Source organism: Caballeronia sp. GAWG2-1 (assembly GCF_023631405.1).
In the GTDB taxonomy this organism is placed as follows: Bacteria; Pseudomonadota; Gammaproteobacteria; order Burkholderiales; family Burkholderiaceae; genus Caballeronia.
This window is the reverse complement of the sequence record NZ_JALQDD010000038.1, coordinates 312,265-333,452: the sequence shown is the minus strand read 5'-3', so window position 1 is coordinate 333,452 and position 21,188 is coordinate 312,265. Positions and strand designations below refer to the sequence as shown.

Annotated in this window: 16 protein-coding genes and 1 riboswitch; of the genes, 10 read left to right on the top strand and 6 right to left on the bottom strand. The window is 62.2% G+C overall.

The genetic code is table 11. The features are described 5' to 3' along the window. Complete coding sequence (locus NCR98_RS25800) at positions 1–948, top strand: 2-hydroxyacid dehydrogenase (RefSeq protein ID WP_250527718.1); 948 nt, start codon at positions 1–3, stop codon at positions 946–948. On the opposite strand, the gene NCR98_RS25795 is transcribed toward NCR98_RS25800, so the two are convergent. The 4 genes from NCR98_RS25795 to NCR98_RS25780 all read right to left on the bottom strand — a co-directional run bounded on the left by NCR98_RS25795 (position 949) and on the right by NCR98_RS25780 (position 5,717). After that, complete coding sequence (locus NCR98_RS25795) at positions 949–1,920, bottom strand: amidohydrolase family protein (RefSeq protein ID WP_250527717.1); 972 nt, start codon at positions 1,918–1,920, stop codon at positions 949–951. A 37-nt stretch (positions 1,921–1,957) separates the two neighbouring features. Then, positions 1,958–2,764: an NAD-dependent epimerase/dehydratase family protein gene (locus tag NCR98_RS25790; protein WP_250527716.1), complete on the bottom strand. Its 807-nt coding sequence runs from the start codon at positions 2,762–2,764 to the stop codon at positions 1,958–1,960. Between the two features lie 17 nt (positions 2,765–2,781). Beyond that, positions 2,782–4,074, bottom strand: coding sequence for an MFS transporter (locus NCR98_RS25785; RefSeq protein ID WP_244830629.1), 1,293 nt, complete (start codon positions 4,072–4,074; stop codon positions 2,782–2,784). 95 nt (positions 4,075–4,169) lie between these two features. Further along, on the bottom strand, positions 4,170–5,717 hold the full coding sequence (locus NCR98_RS25780) for a UxaA family hydrolase (RefSeq protein ID WP_250527715.1): 1,548 nt from the start codon (positions 5,715–5,717) through the stop codon (positions 4,170–4,172). 219 nt (positions 5,718–5,936) lie between these two features. Here NCR98_RS25780 and NCR98_RS25775 point away from each other — a divergent pair, with 219 nt between their 5' ends. Then, positions 5,937–6,875: an SMP-30/gluconolactonase/LRE family protein gene (locus NCR98_RS25775; protein WP_250494628.1), complete on the top strand. Its 939-nt coding sequence runs from the start codon at positions 5,937–5,939 to the stop codon at positions 6,873–6,875. Positions 6,876–6,897: 22 nt separating this feature from the next. Here the strand turns inward: NCR98_RS25775 and NCR98_RS25770 are convergent, their stop codons facing one another. Together NCR98_RS25770 and NCR98_RS25765 are read right to left on the bottom strand one after the other, a co-directional pair. Next, positions 6,898–8,583, bottom strand: a complete 1,686-nt coding sequence (locus NCR98_RS25770) for a methyl-accepting chemotaxis protein (RefSeq protein WP_250527714.1) — start codon at positions 8,581–8,583, stop codon at positions 6,898–6,900. A gap of 133 nt (positions 8,584–8,716) precedes the next feature. Further along, a complete protein-coding gene (locus tag NCR98_RS25765) occupies positions 8,717–11,083 on the bottom strand; it encodes a sensor domain-containing protein (protein WP_250527713.1) in 2,367 nt (788 codons plus the stop codon). Between the two features lie 420 nt (positions 11,084–11,503). Between NCR98_RS25765 and NCR98_RS25760 the strand changes: the two genes are divergently transcribed. From NCR98_RS25760 to uca, 8 genes are all read left to right on the top strand, one after another. Then, entirely contained in the window at positions 11,504–12,457 is a 954-nt protein-coding gene (locus NCR98_RS25760; protein WP_250527712.1) for a DnaJ C-terminal domain-containing protein, read from the top strand. Between the two features lie 6 nt (positions 12,458–12,463). Further along, entirely contained in the window at positions 12,464–12,784 is a 321-nt protein-coding gene (locus NCR98_RS25755) for a chaperone modulator CbpM (RefSeq protein ID WP_250469456.1), read from the top strand. A gap of 189 nt (positions 12,785–12,973) precedes the next feature. Then, positions 12,974–13,104: riboswitch (guanidine-I (ykkC/yxkD leader) on the top strand. Positions 13,105–13,162: 58 nt separating this feature from the next. Next, positions 13,163–14,239 carry a putative urea ABC transporter substrate-binding protein gene (locus NCR98_RS25750; protein WP_250494624.1) on the top strand — a complete coding sequence of 359 codons (1,077 nt, stop codon included), beginning with the start codon at positions 13,163–13,165 and terminating at the stop codon, positions 14,237–14,239. A gap of 24 nt (positions 14,240–14,263) precedes the next feature. Next, positions 14,264–15,079, top strand: a complete 816-nt coding sequence (locus tag NCR98_RS25745; RefSeq protein WP_250527711.1) for an ABC transporter permease — start codon at positions 14,264–14,266, stop codon at positions 15,077–15,079. Further along, on the top strand, positions 15,076–15,867 hold the full coding sequence (locus tag NCR98_RS25740; protein ID WP_250527710.1) for an ABC transporter ATP-binding protein: 792 nt from the start codon (positions 15,076–15,078) through the stop codon (positions 15,865–15,867). Before NCR98_RS25745 ends, NCR98_RS25740 begins: the two co-directional genes overlap by 4 nt. A gap of 14 nt (positions 15,868–15,881) precedes the next feature. Continuing rightward, positions 15,882–16,586: an urea amidolyase associated protein UAAP1 gene (locus NCR98_RS25735; protein WP_250527709.1), complete on the top strand. Its 705-nt coding sequence runs from the start codon at positions 15,882–15,884 to the stop codon at positions 16,584–16,586. 16 nt (positions 16,587–16,602) lie between these two features. Then, positions 16,603–17,244, top strand: coding sequence for an urea amidolyase associated protein UAAP2 (locus NCR98_RS25730; protein ID WP_244830645.1), 642 nt, complete (start codon positions 16,603–16,605; stop codon positions 17,242–17,244). Positions 17,245–17,428: 184 nt separating this feature from the next. Continuing rightward, complete coding sequence (gene uca, locus NCR98_RS25725; protein ID WP_250527708.1) at positions 17,429–21,034, top strand: urea carboxylase; 3,606 nt, start codon at positions 17,429–17,431, stop codon at positions 21,032–21,034. Positions 21,035–21,188: the final 154 nt, after the last annotated feature.

Here is a 21,188-nt window from a genome sequence, read left to right as displayed (position 1 = left end):
ATGACCGCCAACGACACGAATGTGCCACCCGTTTTGCGGATAGGCGAGTTTCCTGCCATTGCCGAGGCCTTGCTGAAAGAGCGCCTCGCTCTACACACGCTCGCCGAGATCGGCGCTGACGACGCGCTCCGCGCGCGCATCGGCGCTATCGTCACACGGTCCAACTACGACATCGACATCGCGCTCATCGAACGATTACCCGCGCTGCGCATCATTGCGACGAGCGGCGTCGGCTTCGACCGCATTCCGGTCGAGTTTGCGCGCGAACGCGGCATCGTCGTGACCAACACGCCCGATCTGCTCAACGCGGCCGTCGCCGAACTGACGATAGGACTCGTGCTCGCGATGCTAAGGCAACTGCCGCGCGCCGACCGCTTCGTACGCGATGGCGCGTGGTCGAACGGCGTACTGCCGCTCGGCTCGAACCTGGCGGGCAAGCGCGTCGGGATTGTCGGCATGGGGCGCGTCGGCAAGGAGATCGCGCGAAGACTCGCGCCGTTCCATGTCGAGATCGCGTACTTCGGGCGCACGCGTCAGGCGCTGCCGTTCGAATGGTTCGAGACGCCCGTTCAGCTTGCGCGCTGGTCGGACATTCTGATCGCGAGTTGTCCGGGCGGCAGCGCGACGCGTCATCTGATCGATGCTACCGTGCTCGACGCGCTTGGGTCCAAGGGCATGCTCGTGAACATTGCGCGCGGTTCCGTCGTGGATGAAGCGGCGCTGATTGCAGCGCTGGAACGCCAGGCGCTCGCGGGCGCCGCGCTCGATGTCTTCGAGCACGAACCGCTCAACGATTCGCCTTTGCGACAGTTGGACAATGTCGTGCTGAGCCCGCATATCGGCAGCGCGACGCATGAGACGCGGCTTGCAATGGCCAAACTCACCGCCGACAACGTCGTCTCGTTCTTCACGACAGGACGGGCATTGACGCCTGTCCATATCGAATGATTAGAACTGATACAGCGTGGCGGGCGTATCGACGAGAATGCGCTTGCGCGTCGCTTCATCCGGCACGACGTTGGCGAAAAGGTCCGCGAGCAAGGCATCATCGGGAATGCGGTTCAACGGCTGCTCCGTCGGATGCGGCCAGTCGCTTCCCCACAGCACGCGCTCCGGCGCGACCCGAGCAAAGCCCGCCGCGAGCGCGACGCTATCCGCATACGAAGGCGGCCCGACCTGCGTCTCGTTGTAAAAGCCGATCAGCTTCACGTACGCCTTCCCGCTCGTCAGCAACTCGGAGACCATCTGAAAAGAAGCCTGATGCACGGCATCGGGTTCCGGCACGTGCGCAAGATGATCGAATACGACCGGACACGGCAAGTCGTACCACGTGCTTCGCGCCTGCATCAAAAACGCAGCGGGTGCGTTCACCTGCACATGCCACCCCATTGGCGCAATACGAGCCGCAAGCGGCTTCACCATATCGAGCGTGGTCGTTCCCGGTGGCGCGAGATTGAAGCGGATACCGCGTACGCCAGCGCGATTCAAGGCTTCGAGTTCCGTCTGAGTCACGCTCGTATTGACGACCGCGATGCCGCGTGCGCGTCCGTTGAAACGCGCGATGGATTCGACGAGCAGACGGTTATCGACGCCATAACTCGACGGCTGGATGATGACATTGCGCGTCGTGCCGATGCGCTTTTGCAGTTGCCGATAATCGTCGACGGTTGCATCGCCGGGCTTGAGCGTCGCTTCGGGTGCCCACGGATAGCGATGATCGTAGATGTGATGATGGCAGTCGGTCGCATCGGGCGGCATCACGAGCTTCGTGCGCTCGGTGCCGGTGGACCATTTCACTTGCTGCGCGTCACTCTGTACTCGCGTTTCTGCGCAACCGCTCAATGCCAAACCACCCGCTGATGCAACGAGCGCACTCAGCGCTTTCAGCGTCTCGCGACGCTTGCAATTCAACTTCGACAAGGCTGTCTCCTGTTTTATTCGAATGTGCCTGCACGTATCAATCGATGCGCTGCGTGTCTCCCTCGAACTCGCGAAGACAACCGAAGCCGCCATGAAACAGCGCCTCGGTCGCGTCTTCCGCTTCGCTCGATGAGGAGATTTGTAGCGCATGCGTCTGCGCATCGTCCTGCGGTCGATAGCCGAGCGCACGCGCATTCGCATTGCTCCAGCGATTGTGCGCATTGTCGGACACGCCATATACGATGACGAAGTGATAGTCCGGCGCATCGATAGCGCGACGCGTCAATTGCACCATGTCGCGATGGCTGATCCACGAATAAAGGTGGCGCGGCTCGGTCGGCTTGTCGTCGGGACGAAACGAACCGATGCGCAAACACGCCACCGACATGCCGTACTTGTCGGCATACAAACGCCCGAGCGCTTCGCCGAACGCCTTCGACACACCATAGCGGCTGTCGGGACGAACCATGACCGTGTCGTCGATCATCCTGTCGCGCCGATGAAAGCCCACCGCATGATTCGAACTCGCGAACACCACGCGTTTCACGCCCGCCTCGCGCGCCGCCTCGAAGACGTTGTAGCAGCCGTCGATGTTCATGTCGCGAATCTTCTGCCAGGTGTCCTCGTCGGGAATGCCCGCGAGATGCACGACCACATCGACGCCCTGCATGATCTCGCGCAAGCGCTCGGGACGCGTGATGTCGGCAGTGACGATCTCCTCATGCTCCCCCGCGCTCGCTTGCGGCGCGATGTCCGCAAGGCGTAGCGCGTAATGGCCCGCGAATCCGGCGCGTAGCACGCGGCCGATGAGTCCGGCCGCGCCCGTGATCAAAACCCGTTTCATGCGTTGTCTCTCCGTGTTTATCGCAAGGATTGGCTTGCGATGCCGAGTTCGGATGCGCGACGGTTATGCACGAAAAGCACCATGGCGATGACGCCGGTGAAGTCGATCAGCGCGCCGAACAAGAACGCGCTGTGATAGCCGCCGAAGTATTGGATGAGAACCCCTGTCAGCGCCGGTCCGATGATGCCCGACAGGTTGCTCAAGAAGTGGATGAAGCCACCCACGCCGCCCTGCCGATGCAGCGGCAGAATCTCGTGCTGAATTGCCCAGATGGCCTGGCACGAACCGGTGAGGAACAGGAGCGCCGCCGCGATGAGCGCGACCGCCGCCACGAGCGAAGTGGCCGACGTGATGCACAGCACGGCGACACCGGACAGCGCGAGGGGAATCGTCGCGACGAGCTTGCGCGCCTTCACGGGATCGTCCATGCGACGATAAATCCAGTCGCCTACCAGCCCGCCGCCAAAGTAACCAATGGCGCCGCAAATCCACGGAATGGACGTGATGATGCTCATCTGCTTGAGGTCGAGATGCATCACGTTGGTCAGATAACTCGGCAACCACGAGATGAACACGTACTGTGTGTAGTTCACGGCGAAGAGACCCGCGCCGAGCGCGAGCGTGCTTGGGCGGCGCAAATACGCGCCGAGCGTCATGCCGTCGTCCTCCACGTTCGCGGCTTCGGCAATGGAACGGCTCTCGTCGATCATGCGACGTTCGTCATCGCGCACGCGCGCGTTTTGCGCGGGCTTGTCGGTCACGAAAATGCGCCACACCACGAGCCACAGAAAGCCGAGCACGGCGATCACGATGAACGACGTGCGCCAGTCGAACGCATACGCGATCAGACCGACCACCGGTCCCGCAATGGCATTGCCGAGTGTCTGTCCGGAGAACGTGAAACCGATCATCGTCGAGGTCTCGTGACGCGGAAACCAGTTCGAGATCGTGCGATTCGTATTGGAGCTCATCGGCCCTTCGCCAATGCCGAAGAACACGCGGCATACGAGCAGCGAGACGAATCCCGTCGCGGCCGCTGTGAGTCCGCAGAACAGCGACCAGATGCCCATGGCGTAAGTGAACACGCGCACGGTGCCCCACTTGTCGGAGAAATAGCCGCCGAGAAAGGAGAAGATGGAATAGCCGATGAAGAAGCTGCTGAAGATGATGCCGAGTTGCGAGGGCGAAAGATCGAGCGTCTTGCCAACGATGGGCGCGACGATGCCGAGCGCCGCGCGATCCATGTAGTTGATCGCGCCTGCCGTGAATAGCAGGCCCGCGACCACATAGCGGTATTTGCCGGTCTTCATATGTCTCCTTGACTGCTTTAGTTATGGAGCGGCCATGAAGCCCTCGGCCGCGAAGGTCCTGCCTTGCCGATGCTGTCGCGTCTAAATCCTCACTCTCAACTCATGATGCCGATCTGCCACGGCACGAATTCGTGATCGCCGAGGCCGAGCAGTTCGCTCTTGCTGCGCTCGCCCGAAGCGGTGGCGAGCAGCGCTTCGAAGATGACCTGCCCCATGCTTTCGATGCTCGCTTCGCCATCGAGAATGGCGCCGCAATTCAGGTCCATGTCCTCGGTGAGACGGCGATACATCGGCGTGTTGGTGGCGAGCTTGATCGATGGCACGGGCTTCGCGCCGAACATGGAACCTCGCCCTGTCGTGAACGCGATGAGGTTCGCGCCACCCGCGATCTGTCCGGTCGCGGAGACCGGATCGAAGCCCGGCGTATCCATGAAAACGAGGCCGTTTTGCGTCACGGGCTCGGCGTAGCGATACACCTCCATGAGCGGCGTGGTGCCGCCTTTCATCGACGAACCGATCGATTTCTCGAAGATGTTGGCGAGGCCGCCGACCTGATTGCCCGGACTCACCTTGCCGTTGATCTGCACATCGCGACCGACCGAATATTCTTCCTTCCACCAGCGGATGCGATCCACGAGTTTCTCGCCCACCGCGCGGCTCACGGCGCGGCGCGTCAGCGTATGTTCGACGCCATACACCTCGGGCGTTTCCGACAGGATGGCGGTGCCCCCGTGGCGCACGAGAATGTCTATTGCGGCGCCGAGCGCGGGATTCGCGCTGATCGAGGAAAAGCCGTCCGAACCGCCGCATTGCAGGCCGATCTTCAGATGGCTCGCATCGACCGTGCTGCGCGTGACGTCGTTGGCGCGGGGCAGCAACGCCTTCACAGCTTCAATGCCCGCCTCGATGGTTTTGCGCGTGCCGCCGGTTTCCTGCATCGTGAAGGTATGCAGTCGCGAACTTGCGCTCAAATGCTCCTGATCGAGCAGGCCTTGCAACTGATTGCGTTCGCAACCGAGTCCGACGATAAGTGCCGCCGCGAGATTCGCGTGGCGCGCGTAGCCGGCCATCGTGCGGCGCAGCAGTTGCATGGGCTCGCCGCTCATCTCCATGCCGCAGCCGATCGAATGGCTGAACGCCACCACGCCATCCACGTTCGGGTAATCCGCAAGACGCTCGGGCGTGAACCATTCCGCGATCTTGTGCACGACCGTGGCCGAGCAATTCACGGTGGAGAGAATGCCGATGTAATTGCGCGTCGCCACGCTGCCATCCGCGCGCACGATGCCCTGAAACGTCGCGCGCTTCGCGACAGGCAACTGCTCGACCGCGCGATAGTCCTCGCCATAGGCGTAGTCGCGATCGAAGTCGCGGAACTCGACGTTGTGTCCGTGAACCAGCGTGCCCGGTGCGATATCGGCGGCGGCGAAACCGATCACCACGTTGTATTTGCGGATCGGCTCGCCTTGCCGGATGGCGCGGGCGGCGATCTTGTAGCCTGCCGTGACCTGGCTTCGGCTCACGAAGTCTTCGGCATCCACGCGCGTGCCCATCGCTACATCCGTGCGGGCAATCACGACGTTGTCATTGGAATGAAGACGGATCACCGGGCCGGCGACGCGCTTTTCGGACTGCTCGATCATGGGTTTCGTATAAGTTATGCGCCGCGAGTACGCGCCTGATGGACCGCTTCATGAAGTACTGGATGGACCACTCGCTGCGCCAATCATACGGATCGGGGATTTGCTATGGTTTGCTTGAGAAGCAAGAAATTTTTTAGTCCGGCGCGCTAATCTGCGGGCTGAGACACCGGGAGCGCCGGGACCGCCGCCGCGCCGACGCTGATAACAAGGAGACATTTCATGTGGCAACAGACCGAACGCTATCCCGACCCGCGCGTGATTTCGCTCGATCCATCCTTCGACCGCTATCGCGTTGCGTTCTCCGCGGTCGAGCGGCTTGCAACGGGCTTTCGGTTCACGGAAGGTCCGGTCTGGTTCGGCGATGGCCGCTTCCTCTTGTTCAGCGATATCCCGAGTAACCGCATGCTGCGCTGGGAGGAGGAAACGGGGGCGGTGAGTGTGTATCGCGCTGCATCGAACCATGCGAATGGCAACACGCGTGACCGGCAAGGACGACTCATCACGTGTGAACATGGGCGCCGCATCACGCGCACGGAATACGACGGCCGCATAACCGTGCTGATGGATTCGTTCGATGGCAAGCCGCTCAATTCGCCTAACGATGTCGTCGTCAAGTCCGACGGTTCGATCTGGTTCACCGATCCGCCCATGGGCATCTGGGGCCACTATGAAGGCAACAAGGCCGAGCCGGAACTGCCGCATTCCATCTATCGCATCGACGCAAAGACGCTCGAAGCGAGCCTCGTCACGGCGGATCTGAAAGGACCGAACGGTCTGTGTTTTTCGGCCGACGAGAAGCTGCTTTACGTGACCGAATCGCGCGGCGTGCCGAACAAGCTCATCCACGTGTACGACGTGTCGGAGGACGGGCGCGGTATCGGCCGGGGACGCGTGTTTTACGACGCGGGCGTGGGAACGGTGGACGGCATACGCGTCGATGTCGACGGCAACTTGTGGTGCGGCTGGGGCATGGGCAGCGACGAACTCGACGGCGTGATGATTCTTTCGCCTGCCGGCAAGCCGATCGGACGCATCGCCCTGCCCGAGCGATGCGCCAATCTTTGCTTCGGCGGACCGAAGCGCAACCGTCTCTTCATGGCGGCGTCGCAGTCGATCTATTCGGTGTACGTGAACACGCAGGGCGTCGCGAACGTTTAGCGCGAGCGCCCTGTTTCATCGCTTAGAACGTGGCCCAGTCGCCGTCGCCGGCTGCAACCGCGGGTTCTTCGCGCCTCTTCGGCGCGGCAGCCTTGACGGCCTTCACGATCGACGCGGGCGCAGGACGGCGCACCGGCGATGCGTTCGCACGGGTCGCGGCAACGACAGTCTGTCCCGTGCGAAACACGGCGACGGTCGTGCGCAATTGCTCGGCCTGATCTTCCAGCGACCCAGCGGCTGCCGCCGCTTCTTCGACGAGTGCCGCGTTCTGCTGCGTGACCTCGTCCATCTGCGAGATGGCCTGGTTCACTTGCTCGATACCGCGCGTCTGTTCATGCGATGCCGACGCGATCTCGCCCATGATGTCCGTCACGCGTTGTATCGCCGTGCCGACCTTTTGCATGGTTCCTCCCGCGCGGGCAACGAGTTCCGTGCCCGCCTGCACGCGGCCGCCCGACGTCTCGATCAACTCCTTGATCTCCTTCGCGGCACTCGACGAACGCTGCGCGAGGCTGCGCACTTCGCTTGCGACGACGGCGAAGCCGCGACCCTGCTCGCCAGCGCGAGCGGCTTCGACCGCGGCGTTCAACGCAAGGATGTTGGTCTGGAACGCAATGCCTTCGATCATGCCGATGATCTCCGCGATCTTGGCTGAACTCTGTTCGATGCCCGCCATGGTCTCGACGACCTGACCGACGATAGCGCTGCCTTCGTTGGCGACGGCGTTCGCGTTGTCGGCGAGGCCGCTTGCCTGCATCGCGTTCTCGGAGTTCTGCTTGACCGTCGCGGTGAGTTCTTCCATGCTCGCGGCCGTTTCCTGCAGCGAAGCGGCCTGCTGTTCGGTACGCGATGAAAGATCGGTGTTGCCCGCTGCAATCTGCTTGCTGGCGCTCGCAATGGCCTCGCTGCTCGTGCGGACGGAGCCGACGGTTGCCGCGAGCTTCTCCTTCATGGCGGCGACGCCGGAGAGCAACTGGCCCATCTCATCGTGGGTCTTGATCGTGACCGTGCGTGTCAGATCGCCTGCCGCGATGTGCTCGAAATGCTCGAGTGCATCGGCGAGCGGCGACATGATCGCGCGACGCAGGAAGTACCAACCGAAAGCCGCGCCCGCAATACCCACGACGAGCGAGATGAAGCCAACGGTACGCACGGTTGCGTAGCTGCTGTCGTTTTCCTCGTCCTGGCGGGCTGCGTCGATGAGTTGGAATTCCTTCAGCTTCTTGAAGGCATCGCTCGTGCGATTGTAGGCATCGGGCACGTCTTTCTGTGCATAGCGAATGATCTCGGCCTGATCGCGTTTCTCGATGGCGGCGCCAAAAGCTTCGACTGCCTTGCGCATTTGAGCGCGGCCTTCGACCACGTCCTTCGCGAGGACGTCTTCGTCCGCGCCACGCGGGATGACATCGTACTTCTTGTACCACTCGTCCGAATCGGCCAACGCTTTCTCGGCGCGAGCGCGCAAGTCTTCCCCTCCGGTGCCTTCGCGGTCGAGCGCAAAGCGGTCGAGCAGCACGCGTGCGCGGTTCAGGTACACATCCGAGACACCCAGCGCGTTGACGGAGGGTAACGTGCTCAGACTCACGTCTCTTGCGGACGCCTTGATGGTCGCCATGCCGTATAGACCGATTCCCACGGACAAGCTGAGCAGCACGCCAAGAAAAATCATGGTGAGCGCGAGCCGCGCCCGGATTGTCAGGCTCTTCATTCGTTTTGCTTCCAGAGTGGTCGTAGGTGGAGACGAGGCGCGATGCTTATCGACGCCTGTTGCAAGCTTGTCCACCTTCTTATCGGCGTGAAGCAGGGAAACTGTAATGAGGATGTAGGTATGACGGCCGCCGTTACGTCACGGCGCCCGCTGCAACGACACAGCTCGGCTCGGGCGCGAGCGTCGAAAGTCCCACGACGAGTTCCGGCGCGACCGGCCGGCTCAGCAAGTAACCTTGCACGAAGTCGCACTGCGCTTGCCGCAGCATGTCCAGTTGCGTTGCGCGCTCGACACCTTCCGCCGTGACGCTCACGCCGAGCGCATGCGACATCTGGATGATGCCGCACACGATGCCGTGCGTCGCGGCATCGCTTTCCAGGCGAGCGACAAACGAACGGTCGATCTTGAGCGTATCCGGCGCGAAATCCGCGAGGTAACGCAGACTCGAATAGCCCGTGCCGAAGTCATCGATGGCGATGCGCACGCCGAGTTCCTTCAACGCACAGAGCGTGCGTTGCGCGAGCTCTGCATTCTCCATCAACGCACTCTCGGTCAGTTCCACTTGCAGGCTCGACGGCGGCAGTCCGTGCCGGCGCAAAGCGTTATCCACGACATCGACGATAGCCGTATCGCGCAACTGCCGCGCCGACACGTTCACGGAGACGCTGAGCGCGCTCGCACCGTTTCTGCGCCAGTGCGCAAGCTGCCGAAGCGCGTCTTCCATGACCCACGCGCCGACCTCGATGATGAAGCCGCTCTCTTCCAGAATCGGAATGAACACGCCCGGCGAGACGACACCGCGCGTTGGATGACTCCAACGGATGAGCGCCTCGACACTGCGGACCGCGAGCGAATGCGGCTCGTGAATCGCCTGATAGTGCAGCACGAACTGGTCGTTGGCGAGCGCGGCGGGCAGGTCGCGCTCCAGGTTGAAGTCGACGATACGCTTGCTTGCGTCCTTGTCGGCGAAGCGAAAGCCGTTGCGCCCGGCCTTCTTCGCGGCATACATCGCAATGTCCGCACTCGTGAGCAAGGTCTCGTGATCGGCGCCGTTCTCGGGGAACACTGAAATGCCGATCGACGCGGTGACGAACGCGCCGGCGCGAGGCGCATCGCCTGTTTGTGCGAGCACGCCGAGAATGATTCGCGCGATGCTCGCAAGCCGTTCCTTGTCGCGTGCCTCGTCGATCAGCACGGCAAACTCGTCGCCGCCGAGTCGCGCAAGAAAGGCATCGGCCGGGAGCGCCGCCTGAATCACTTCGCTCAGCGACTTGAGCAGACGGTCGGCTGCCGTATGGCCGAGCGTGTCGTTGAGCACCTTGAAGCGGTCCAGATCGATGAACATCAGCGCGAACACGTTGTCCTCGCGGCAGCGTTCCTCGATGGCCCGCAAAAGCGCAACGCGATTCGCGAGCCCTGTCAGCGAATCCGAGAAAGCCAGCCGGTCCAGTTCCGCGACACGCTCCTGCTCCGCAGTGATGTCCTCGCTGATGCCGATGATGCGCGCCACGCCGCCCGCCGCATCGCGCACGGGATAACCCGTGCTTTGCACCCAACGCACGCCGCCGCCGGGCCGCTTGATGCGGTATTGCACGCGCCCGCCAATCGCGGTGTCGACGATGCGGCGCATCGCGGCTTCGACTTGCGGACGGTCTTCGGGCAGCACGACATCCATCCACGCTTGCGGACGTTCCAGCAGCGTCGGCGCGTCCACGCCGAACAGGGACGCGCAGCCTTCGCTCAACCGATGGAAGTGGCTGAAATCCGCGCTATACGAGTAGAAGCAGAGACCGGCGTGCGCTTCCATCTCGGTCATCAGCGCGTCTTTCGCGCGCAGATCGGCGGCGAGGTCGGCTTCCTGAGTGACATCGAGCGACGCGCACAAAATGCCGTAGACGCCACCCCTACCGTTTTCGATAGGGATCAATCGCGACTGCCATACCTTCGGCTCGCCTGTCGTCGTCGGGCACGCGCCAGTGAAAGACGTGCGCGCGCCTTGCAGCGCGGCGGCGAATGCGCTGCGAGCGGCGATGGCGTCATCGTTCGACCAGAAGCTCAGCCAGTCGGCGCCGGCAAGCTGTTCCGGGCCGCTCGCCTGCATCAACTGCGCGCCATGCTCGGAGATGCGCAACATGCGCCCTTCTTCGTCCAGCAGCTTCAGGCATTCGCGGTTCGCGTCCAACAGCGCCCGTGCGAGCGCGCGGGTGGCATTCTCGCGCCCGGCGGCGCGGCGTGCACGACCAAGACCGATCGTCAGCACGACGCCGCCGGCAAAGACGCCGACGCACGACGCCGCAACGTTCGACACGGACGCGAGTGGCCAATAAACGAGCGCGAACGCGCCCACCGCACCGAGCATGTGCTGCACGACGCAGGCAGAGGAAAAAGTTGCGCTACGTGCCTGAGTTTTCAGGAAGAACGACAGGAAGCCCTGGTTCTGCGCGGATCGAGTCTCCGACCGTGCGCGGTCGACTGAACCCTGGGTGGAATGATGGGACATGGGCATTGCAAAACCAGGCTTTCGGTGGACGTGGTGGACGAGTCGACCAAGCCTCGTGCTTGATGGAGCCGATCAGGCGATTCCTGGTTTACGACGCACAAGTGCAAATGCTTTAGCCCTGTGCGGACGAACAAATACAAGGTGCGGGCGATGGAGCCTTCAGGGAAGGTGCGAGAACAAGGCTCCAAGCGTGCCTTACCGATACGTGAAGCGCCGGTGCGTCCTCTTCGTCCGAGGGACGCCCGTGCATGTGCTTCGAAACGAGCGTGCGGCCATTCGTCGAGCCGCTTCTGCGCGCTCGAATCGTTCACCCATGACACGCTCCAGCAAACATGCTTGTATATTAACGGGACGCATCGGCGTCGCGACTACGCGTCGCGTCGGCGAACCGGGACCAATGATCGACCATCCGGGCTAACCATGAAATACAAAGACTACTACGCGGTCATGGGCGTTCCGCGCACGGCGAGCGAAGCGGAAATCAAGACCGCTCACAGAAAACTCGCGCGCAAGTTTCATCCCGACCTCAACAAGGACGCGGACGCCGAAGCGCGCTTCAAGGAAGTGGGCGAGGCATATCAGGTACTCAAGGACCCGGAGAAGCGCGCCGCGTTCGATGCCCTCGGCACCGGGCTCAAAGATGGCGACGAGATCCGTCCGCGTCCCGATGTCGGCGATGGCTTCGAGTATCGCGGTGGCGAAAGTCAGCAAGACGCCGACGACTTCTTCAGCGACCTGTTCGGCGCACGCAGCGGCATGCACGGCGGCGCACGCGCGCGGCATGGGACACGGTCGCGCATGCCCGAGTGGCCGGGCGAGGATCATCATGCAAGCGTCGCGGTCAGCCTGGAAGATACCTACACCGGCGCGCAGCGCACCTTCAGGCTACAAATGCCCGTCATCGGCGATGAAGGACGCGTGACGTATCAAACGCGCACGCTCGATGTGACGATACCGAAGGGCATTCTCGACGGCCAGCGCCTGCGCCTCGCGGGTCAGGGAGGCGCCGGTTCGGGCAATGCGCCGCCAGGCGACCTTTATCTGGAAGTGACGGTCGACAAGCACAAGCGTTATACCGTCGACGGCCGCGACGTCACCGTCGAATTGCCGCTTGCGCCTTGGGAAGCCGCGCTTGGCGCAGAGGTGGTCGTGCCGACGCCATCCGGCGATGTGACCGTGACCGTTCCGGCCGGGTCTGCCGCCGGACGACGTTTGAGGTTGCGCGGTCGAGGCATTCCCGGCAATCCGCCCGGCGATGTCTACGTCATGCTCGGCATCGTGCTGCCTCCCGCCGATACCGACGCCAGGAAGGCTGCCTATTACGCCATGCGCGATGCGTTCGACTTCGATCCGCGCGCGCACTTTTATGGGTGAACCATCATGAATGAAAACGAGCCGGTTTATCTGCAGGGCGATATCGTCGAGGAGCACGTCGAGTTCACGATGATCGAACTATGTCGCATCACGGGCGCTTCGGAAGATCAGCTCGCGCTTTGGGTGCAAGAAGGCGCATTCGAGCCGCGAGGTGCGCGAATCGAGGAATGGCGCTTCAGCGGCACGTCGTTGCGCCGCGCCATGACCGCGCAACGACTGACCAGCGATCTCGAACTGAACGCGCAAGGCGTGGCGCTTGCACTCGATCTGCTCGATCAGATCGATGCCTTGCGCTCGCGTCTCGCACGCTACGGCGATCGCGGTTGATACGCATGAGCCGTCGTGCGGCCTTTCCCCGAAACGTCGCACGAGCGCTTCGATGGTGCGCCGATCATCCGGATTTGGTGCACACGCATGGCTGAACCCATGAAACATGCGCTCATTTGCGATGGCACGCTTATCGCTTATTGCTACAGCAAGGAGCCGGCGCTTCATCCGGTTTAGCACCAACAATTTGCAATAGATAACTAGGGTTCCGATCCGCGTAGCGTCCATGAGGGACGATCCATACGCGCGATGCTGGTCCGAGAGTTGTCGACCTCAAGGTTCTGCGCGAGGTTACACGGCGGGATAAAAGCCCGGGAGAGAACGCGATCGAGAGTCGCGCCGCTCCCCGCCGTCGATAACCCCTTCGAGGTCAACCTCATGCGCAAGCTATCCCGTTTCATCGGCATCGCCGCCCTCTCTCTCGCCGCGTTTGCTTCCACCGCTTCTCCCTCGTTCGCCGCCGGTCGTCAGGACTTCAAGGTCTGCTGGACCATCTATGCGGGCTGGATGCCGTGGGGCGAAGCGAAAACTCAAGGCATCGTTTCCAAGTGGGCCAAGAAGTACGGCATCAATGTCGATGTCGTGCAGCTCAACGACTACGTCGAGTCGATCAATCAGTACACGGCCGGCAAGTTCGACGGCTGCGCCATGACCAACATGGACGCACTGACGATTCCCGCCGCGGGCGGCGTGGACTCGACCGCGCTTATCGTCAGCGACTATTCCAACGGCAACGACGGCGTGCTCGTAAAGGGCACTGGCAAGAAGATCGCCGACATCAAGGGTCAGCAGATCAACCTCGTGCAGTTTTCCGTATCGCACTATCTGCTTGCCCGCGCGCTCGAATCCGCCGGCATGAGCGAGCGCGATCTCAAGGTGGTGAACACATCGGATGCCGATATCTCGGCCGCGTTTGCGACACCCGCCGTGAAGCAGGCCGTCACCTGGAATCCCATGCTCGCCGACCTGAAGGCCAAGCCCGATGTGACCGAAGTCTTCGATTCGAGCAAGATTCCCGGCGAGATCATGGACATGATGGTCGTCAACACGAAGACGCTGCAAGAGAACCCCGCACTCGGCAAGGCACTGACGGGCGCATGGTTCGAGATGATGTCGCTGATGCGCGCCAACAGCGCCGACAGCACCGCCGCCCTCAACGCGATGGCGAAGGCATCCGGCACCGATCTGCCGGGCTTCAAGGGCCAGCTCTCGACCACCGCGCTCTTCTACACGCCTAAGTCCGCGCTCGACTTCGCGACGAGTCCCGAACTGCCGCGCACCATGACGCGCGTCGCGAAGTTCTCGTTCGATCACGGTCTGCTCGGTCAAGGCGCGCCGAGCGCGGACGCAATCGGCATGGCGTTCGACAAGGGCGTCGTGGTCGGCAGCAAGAGCAACGTCAAGCTGCGCTTCGATCCGACCTACGTGCGCATGGCCGCCGACGGCAAGCTTTAACGCCTGCGAACCGGAGGCTGCGCGATGCGACTCATCAACCGACACCCGAGCAAGAGCGGCGCCATGCTGCTGCTCTTGATGCCGTTCATCGTGCTGTTGGCGGTGTACTTCACCAGTTCGTCGCTACGGCTCAGGGACAATCCCGGCGACAAGGTGCTGCCAAGCGCGAGCCAGATGAGCGAGGCGATCACTCAGTTCGCCTTCACCGAAGACAAGCGCACGGGCCAATATCTGCTTTGGACCGATACGCTCGCAAGCCTTAAGCGCCTTGGCATCGGGCTTGTGGTGAGTGCGGTGATCGCGCTCATCGCGGGCATCGTGACGGGCAGCATTCCGCTCGTCACCGCAACCCTCTCGCCCTTCATCACTGTCGTCTCGATGATCCCGCCGCTCGCGGTGCTGCCCATTCTCTTCATCGTGTTCGGCCTCGACGAGTTGTCGAAGGTCGTGCTGATCGTGATCGGCATTACGCCCATGATGATCCGCGATCTTCAGCAGCGCGCACGCGAGATTCCCGACGAGTTGTGGGTCAAGGCGCAGACGCTCGGCGCCACGAGCTGGACGCTGATGCTGCGCATGATCCTGCCGCAACTCATGCCGCGCCTGCTTGTCGCACTGCGTCTCGCGCTCTGTTCGGCGTGGCTCTTTCTCATCGCGGCGGAAGCGATCGCATCCGTCGACGGCCTCGGCTACCGCATCTTTCTCGTGCGCCGCTATCTCGCGATGGACGTGATCCTGCCTTACGTCGCGTGGATCACGCTGCTCGCGTGGCTTATCGACGAGAGCCTGCGCCGTATCACGCTGTGGGCGTTTCCCTGGTACGGCGGAGGCGCAAGATGATCGAAGTCCGCAACGTGTGGAAAGAGTACGGCAACCAGGTCGTGCTCGAACGCCTGAATCTCAAGATTGGAAAAGGCGAATTCTGTTCGATGGTCGGTGCGTCGGGCTGCGGCAAGTCCACGTTTCTGCGCCTTCTGCTCGGTCAGGAACGCGCGACACGCGGCGAGATCCTGCTCGATAGCGAACCGCTGCCAGGTGAACCGGACGCGCATCGCGGTGTGGTGTTTCAGCGCTATTCGGTGTTCGAGCATTTGAGCGTGGTGCGCAACGTGATGCTCGGTCACGAGTTGCGCGAGTCGAGGCTCATGGGCCGCCTTTTCGGCGCGCGTCGACAGGCTGCACGCGACGAAGCCGTGACGATGCTCGAACGCGTCGGTCTTGCCGCCGCGCTCGACAAGTATCCGCATCAGCTTTCAGGCGGCATGCAGCAGCGTCTTGCCATTGCGCAGGCGCTCATGATGAAGCCGCGCATCTTGCTGCTCGACGAACCCTTCGGCGCGCTCGATCCGGGCATCCGCCGCGACATGCACGAACTGCTGCTCAAGCTCTGGCGCGAGTCGGGCCTGACCATCTTCATGGTCACGCACGACCTGAAAGAAGGCTTCACGCTCGGCAGCCGCGTGCTCGTCTTCGACAAGGTACGTGTCGATCCGCAAGCGCCCGGCGCGTATGGCGCGCGTATCACCTACAACATTCCGCTCGACCATAGCCGCGACTCGGCTTCGTCGATCCACGTTGCACGGGCGGCCGTCGAAGGCGCCGCGCGTGCGGAAGCGATACCTGCTTAAAGGAACCCAGGAAGATGGACTTGCTACTCGAAGAAACCGTTCCCGGCGGCGGACATGCGTCGCTGATCGTCAAGCGGGGACAGTCGTTGCGCCTGACCGATATGGATGGCGGCGCGAACGTCAGCATCATGATGTTTAACGCCGCCGAAAAAAGCGAACGCTTGAATCTGCCCGATACGCTCAAGTGCCAGCACACGGCCAAACTAAGCGCGGGCCATTGCCTCTACTCCGACATGGGCCGCGTGCTTGCCGCTATCGTCGCGGATACATGCGGGTGGCATGACAGCATCGGCGGGGTATCGAATGCCGGGGAAGTGCATGAGAAGTATGGCGGGGGACGCTATCAGGAACTGCGTAACGGCTTTTATCGCAATGGCGTGGACAACCTGCTCGTCGAGATGGGCAAATGGAATCTCGGCCTCTCCGATCTCTTGATGACGCTGAATCTCTTCAGCCGCGTCGACGTGACGGACCAGGGGGCGCTTACCTTCGTCAGCGGCAATTCGAAGCCCGGCGATTACGTCGAGCTCTATGCGCCGATGAACACGCTCGTCGTGCTCACCGCAATTCAGCATCCGCTCGATCCGAACGCGAACTATGCGCCGCAACCCGTGAAGCTCTCGTTGGCAAATGCGGATCGAGAAGTGGCTGAACTCTGCCGCACATCGTGCGAGGAAAACGTGCGTGGCTTCATCAACACCGAGCGCTTTTATCTTTGAGCGGAGACCGACAAACATGACGACCTACCTCACCGCCAGCGACCGCCGTGCAGAAGATGCGATCCACCGCGAGACGCTCGGCGCCGGCGAGCCGTGGCTCAAGGAACTGAAGGCCGGACAGACGCTGCGCATTCGCGATATGGAAGGCAATCAGGCTGTCGATACGCTCTTCTACAGCCTCGACAACCCGCGCGAACGTTTCGATCCGCAACGCACCCTGCGCCGCCAGAAGAGCCTCTATCTGACGACGGGAACCGTGCTGTATTCGAACCTCGGCAACCCGATGCTGACCATCGTTGCCGATACATGCGGCCGTCACGACACGCTTGGCGGCGCATGCGCTCAGGAGAGCAATACCGTTCGTTATGCGCTCGAAAAGCGCTACATGCATAGCTGCCGCGACAACTTCCTACGCGCCTGCGCGCACGACGGACGGCTTTCCAAACGCGACCTGAGTCCGAACATCAACTTCTTCATGAACGTGCCGGTGACAGCCGATGGCGGACTCACGTTCGAAGACGGCATCTCCGCGCCCGGCAAATACGTCGAACTGCGCGCGGAGATGAACGTCATCGTGCTCATCTCCAATTGCCCGCAGTTGAACAACCCCTGCAACGCCTACAACCCGACACCCGCGGAGTTACTGATATGGGAATGATGCGAATGAACCGCCTGCGTGAATGGTTCTATCTCGTGATGATGATTCGCGCGGGACGACTCGGCGCCTGTTCGCGCGACTCGCTAAAGTCTCATCAAACGAAAGTCTGAGGACGCTGCCGGGGACGACCCCGGCGTGCATCTTTCAATCGACGGGACGACCCGCCGACGCATCCGCCCCTGTCATGTTCGACAAAGTCCTGATTGCCAATCGCGGTGCCATTGCGTGCCGCATCCTTCGTACCTTGCGTTCGCTCGATATAGCAGGCGTCGCGGTCTATAGCGAAGCCGATCTCGCGAGCCGCCACGTCAGCGAAGCGCCCATCGCGCATTCGCTCGGTCAGGGCGCGGCTTCATCGACGTATCTGGATGTCGCGAAGATCCTCGAGATCGCGCGCCGCGAAAACGTGCAGGCCATCCATCCCGGCTACGGCTTTCTCTCGGAAAACGCGCTATTCGGGGAGGCGTGCGAAGCAGCCGGTATCGCGTTCATAGGACCGACGCCCGCGCAATTGCGCGCCTTCGGGCTCAAGCATACGGCTCGCGCCATTGCGGCCGAGCAAGGCGTGCCGATGCTCGAAGGCACCGGCCTTCTCGAAGACGCCGAAGCCGCGTTGCAGGCGGCTGGGCGCATTGGCTATCCGGTGATGTTGAAAAGCACGGCGGGCGGCGGCGGTATCGGCATGCGTGTGTGCTGGACTGCCGATGAACTCGCCGCGCAGTTCGACGTGGTGAAGCGCCTCGGGCAAAACAACTTCAGCGATGCGGGCGTGTTCATCGAGAAGTACATCGAACGCGCGCGGCATCTCGAAGTGCAGATTTTCGGCGATGGCCGCGGCAACGCGCTTGCACTCGGTGTACGCGATTGCTCGGTGCAGCGGCGTAACCAGAAAGTGCTGGAAGAAACGCCCGCGCCTTCGTTGCCCGATGGCATGGCAGAGGCATTGTGCGAAGCGGCGTTGCGGCTTGCCAGAGCGGTGGCTTATCGTTCGGCTGGGACGGTCGAATTCGTATACGACAGCGGTGCCGCGCAGTTTTATTTTCTCGAAGTGAACACGCGGCTGCAGGTCGAACACGGCGTGACCGAGCAAGTCTGGGGCATCGATCTCGTTCAGTGGATGATCGAACTCGCGGCAGGCACGCTTGCGCCGCTCGACGAACTCGGCGCCGCGTTGAAGCCCGTTGGTCACGCTATACAGGCGCGGCTCTATGCAGAAGATCCTGGCCGCGATTTCAAGCCGAGTCCTGGCTTGCTGACCGAGATCGCGTTTCCCGAAGCGGATGGTAGCGCGCTGCGCATCGACACATGGATCGAAGCCGGCTGCGAAGTGCCGCCCTATTTCGATCCGATGCTCGCGAAGCTGATCGCGTGGAAACCGACACGCGAAGCCGCGCGCCACGCGCTCGCCGAAGCACTCGACGCCACGCGCATCTACGGCGTGGAGACCAATCGCGTGTATCTGCGGCAGATCATCGACGACACGCCGTTCGCTTCGGGCGAGCCGTGGACGCGTTGTCTCGAAGGGCTCAAGTATCGCGCGAGCACCGTCGAGATCGTGAGCGGCGGCACGCAGACCACGGTTCAGGACTTTCCCGGCAGACTCGGATTTTGGGCGGTTGGCATTCCGCCCTCGGGCCCAATGGATGATCGAGCGTTACGCCTTGGGAACCGGCTTCTCGACAATTCGCCGGATGCGTCCGCGCTCGAAATCACGATGAGCGGTCCCACGTTGCGCTTCAATACGGACGCGGTGGTCGCTATCACGGGCGCGGCGTTGAGCGTGACCGTCGATGGCATCGAGCAGCCGATGCACACGACGCTCTTCATTCCGTCAGGCGCGACACTTGCACTTGGTGCCATTCGTGGAGCGGGCGCACGCGCCTATTTGTGCGTGCGTGGCGGCTTCGATGTCGCGCAGTACCTCGGCAGCCGCAGCACGTTCACGCTGGGTCAGTTCGGCGGCCACGGCGGACGTGCGTTGCGCGCGGGCGATGTACTGCATCTGCATCCCTCGATGGATCGCGCACATGGCGTGCGCCTTTCGTTCACGCCCGCGCTCGACCCGGTTCGCACACTGCGCGTGATCTATGGTCCGCATGGCGCGCCGGAGTACTTCAGTCCGCAATACATCGAGACCTTTCTTGACACCGAATGGGAAATTCACTTCAATTCGAGCCGTACCGGCGTGCGCCTGATCGGACCGAAACCCGAATGGACGCGCGAGGACGGGGGCGAAGCGGGACTGCATCCGTCGAACATTCACGACAATCCGTATGCGGTCGGCGCGATCGACTTCACTGGCGACATGCCTGTGATTCTTGGTCCCGATGGCCCGAGCCTCGGCGGCTTCGTGTGTCCCGTGACGATCATCGAAGCGGACCTGTGGCAGATCGGGCAGTTGAAGGCGGGCGACAAGGTGCGTTTCGTGCCTGTGCGGATCGATGAGGCGCGCGCGGCGGCACGGGCGCGTCTCGTCGAATTGAAGACGCTTGAGCCGCTTGAAGCACTGCCTGCAAGCGCTGATGAAAGACGCGCGTTGACATCGCCCATCGTGCTGGACATCGGCGCGAATCACGACCGGCTGGTTGCGCGTGTGTCGGGCGATACGCACTTGCTGCTCGAACTCGGCCCCACGGAACTGGACCTCGTCCTGCGCTTTCGTGGCCATGCGCTGATGCAATCGCTCGAAGCGCTCGAGTTGCCCGGCGTGATCGATCTAACGCCCGGCATCCGCTCGCTGCAGGTTCACTATCAGCCTGAGCGCCTGCCGCTTGCAACGTTGCTCGATACGGTCGCGCAGACGTGGCAACGCGTGTTGTTGCAAAAGGACTTGCGCGCGCCTTCGCGCATCGTGCATTTGCCTTTGTCATGGGACGATCCCGCTTGCCGCCTGGCCATCGACAAGTACATGACCACCGTGCGGCCGGATGCGCCGTGGTGCCCGAGCAATCTCGAGTTCATCCGGCGTATCAACGACCTCGAATCGATCGATGACGTCAAGCGCATCGTCTTCGACGCAAGCTATCTCGTGATGGGCTTGGGCGATGTCTATCTCGGCGCGCCAGTTGCAACGCCGCTCGATCCACGCCATCGGCTGGTGACGACCAAGTACAACCCGGCGCGTACGTGGACCGCGGAGAACTCCGTTGGCATCGGCGGCGCGTATCTTTGCGTCTATGGCATGGAAGGTCCGGGCGGCTATCAGTTCGTCGGGCGCACGTTGCAGATGTGGAACCGTTATCGCGCGATTGCCGATTTCGCGGGCCGTCCGTATCTCTTGCGCTTCTTCGATCAGATCCGCTTCTACGAAGTCCCGGCCGATGAACTGCTGCATATTCGCGAGCATTTTCCGCTTGGACGTTATCCGCTCAAGATCGAGGAGACAGAGCTGTCTCTCTCCGACTACGAGGCGTTTCTGAAACGCGAGGCGGCTGGTATCGATGCATTCCGCGCCCGTCAGCAAGCCGCGTTTCAAGCGGAACGCGAGCGTTGGCGTGAAGCGGGACAAGCACAGGAGAGCTTCGAGCCTCCGGTTGTAACCGAAGGCGAGACCGTGCCGCTCGAAGACGGTCAGACCGCGGTGGACAGCGAGATCGCGGGCAATCTCTGGCAGGTGCGCGTGAAGGCGGGCGAGCGCATTGCGGCAGGCGACGTGATGTTCGTGATCGAATCGATGAAGATGGAGATCGCCGTGTGCGCGCCCTGCGCGGGCATCGTCGCCGATGTTCATGTGGCACCTGGCACGCCCGTGAAGGCGGGACAGCGCGTGGCGATCATCGGGAACGTCTGAATGTCGTAGCCAAGGAAGCCGCAAGTCCCCGTTGAATTTCATTCAACATGTCATTTTTTTTTTGAACTGGCAGCCCTCCCCCTGCGAATCTAATCTGAACGCGGATTGAGAACACGCGGCTACCCACGCCGCGACCGCATTCACTTCGCAGAGG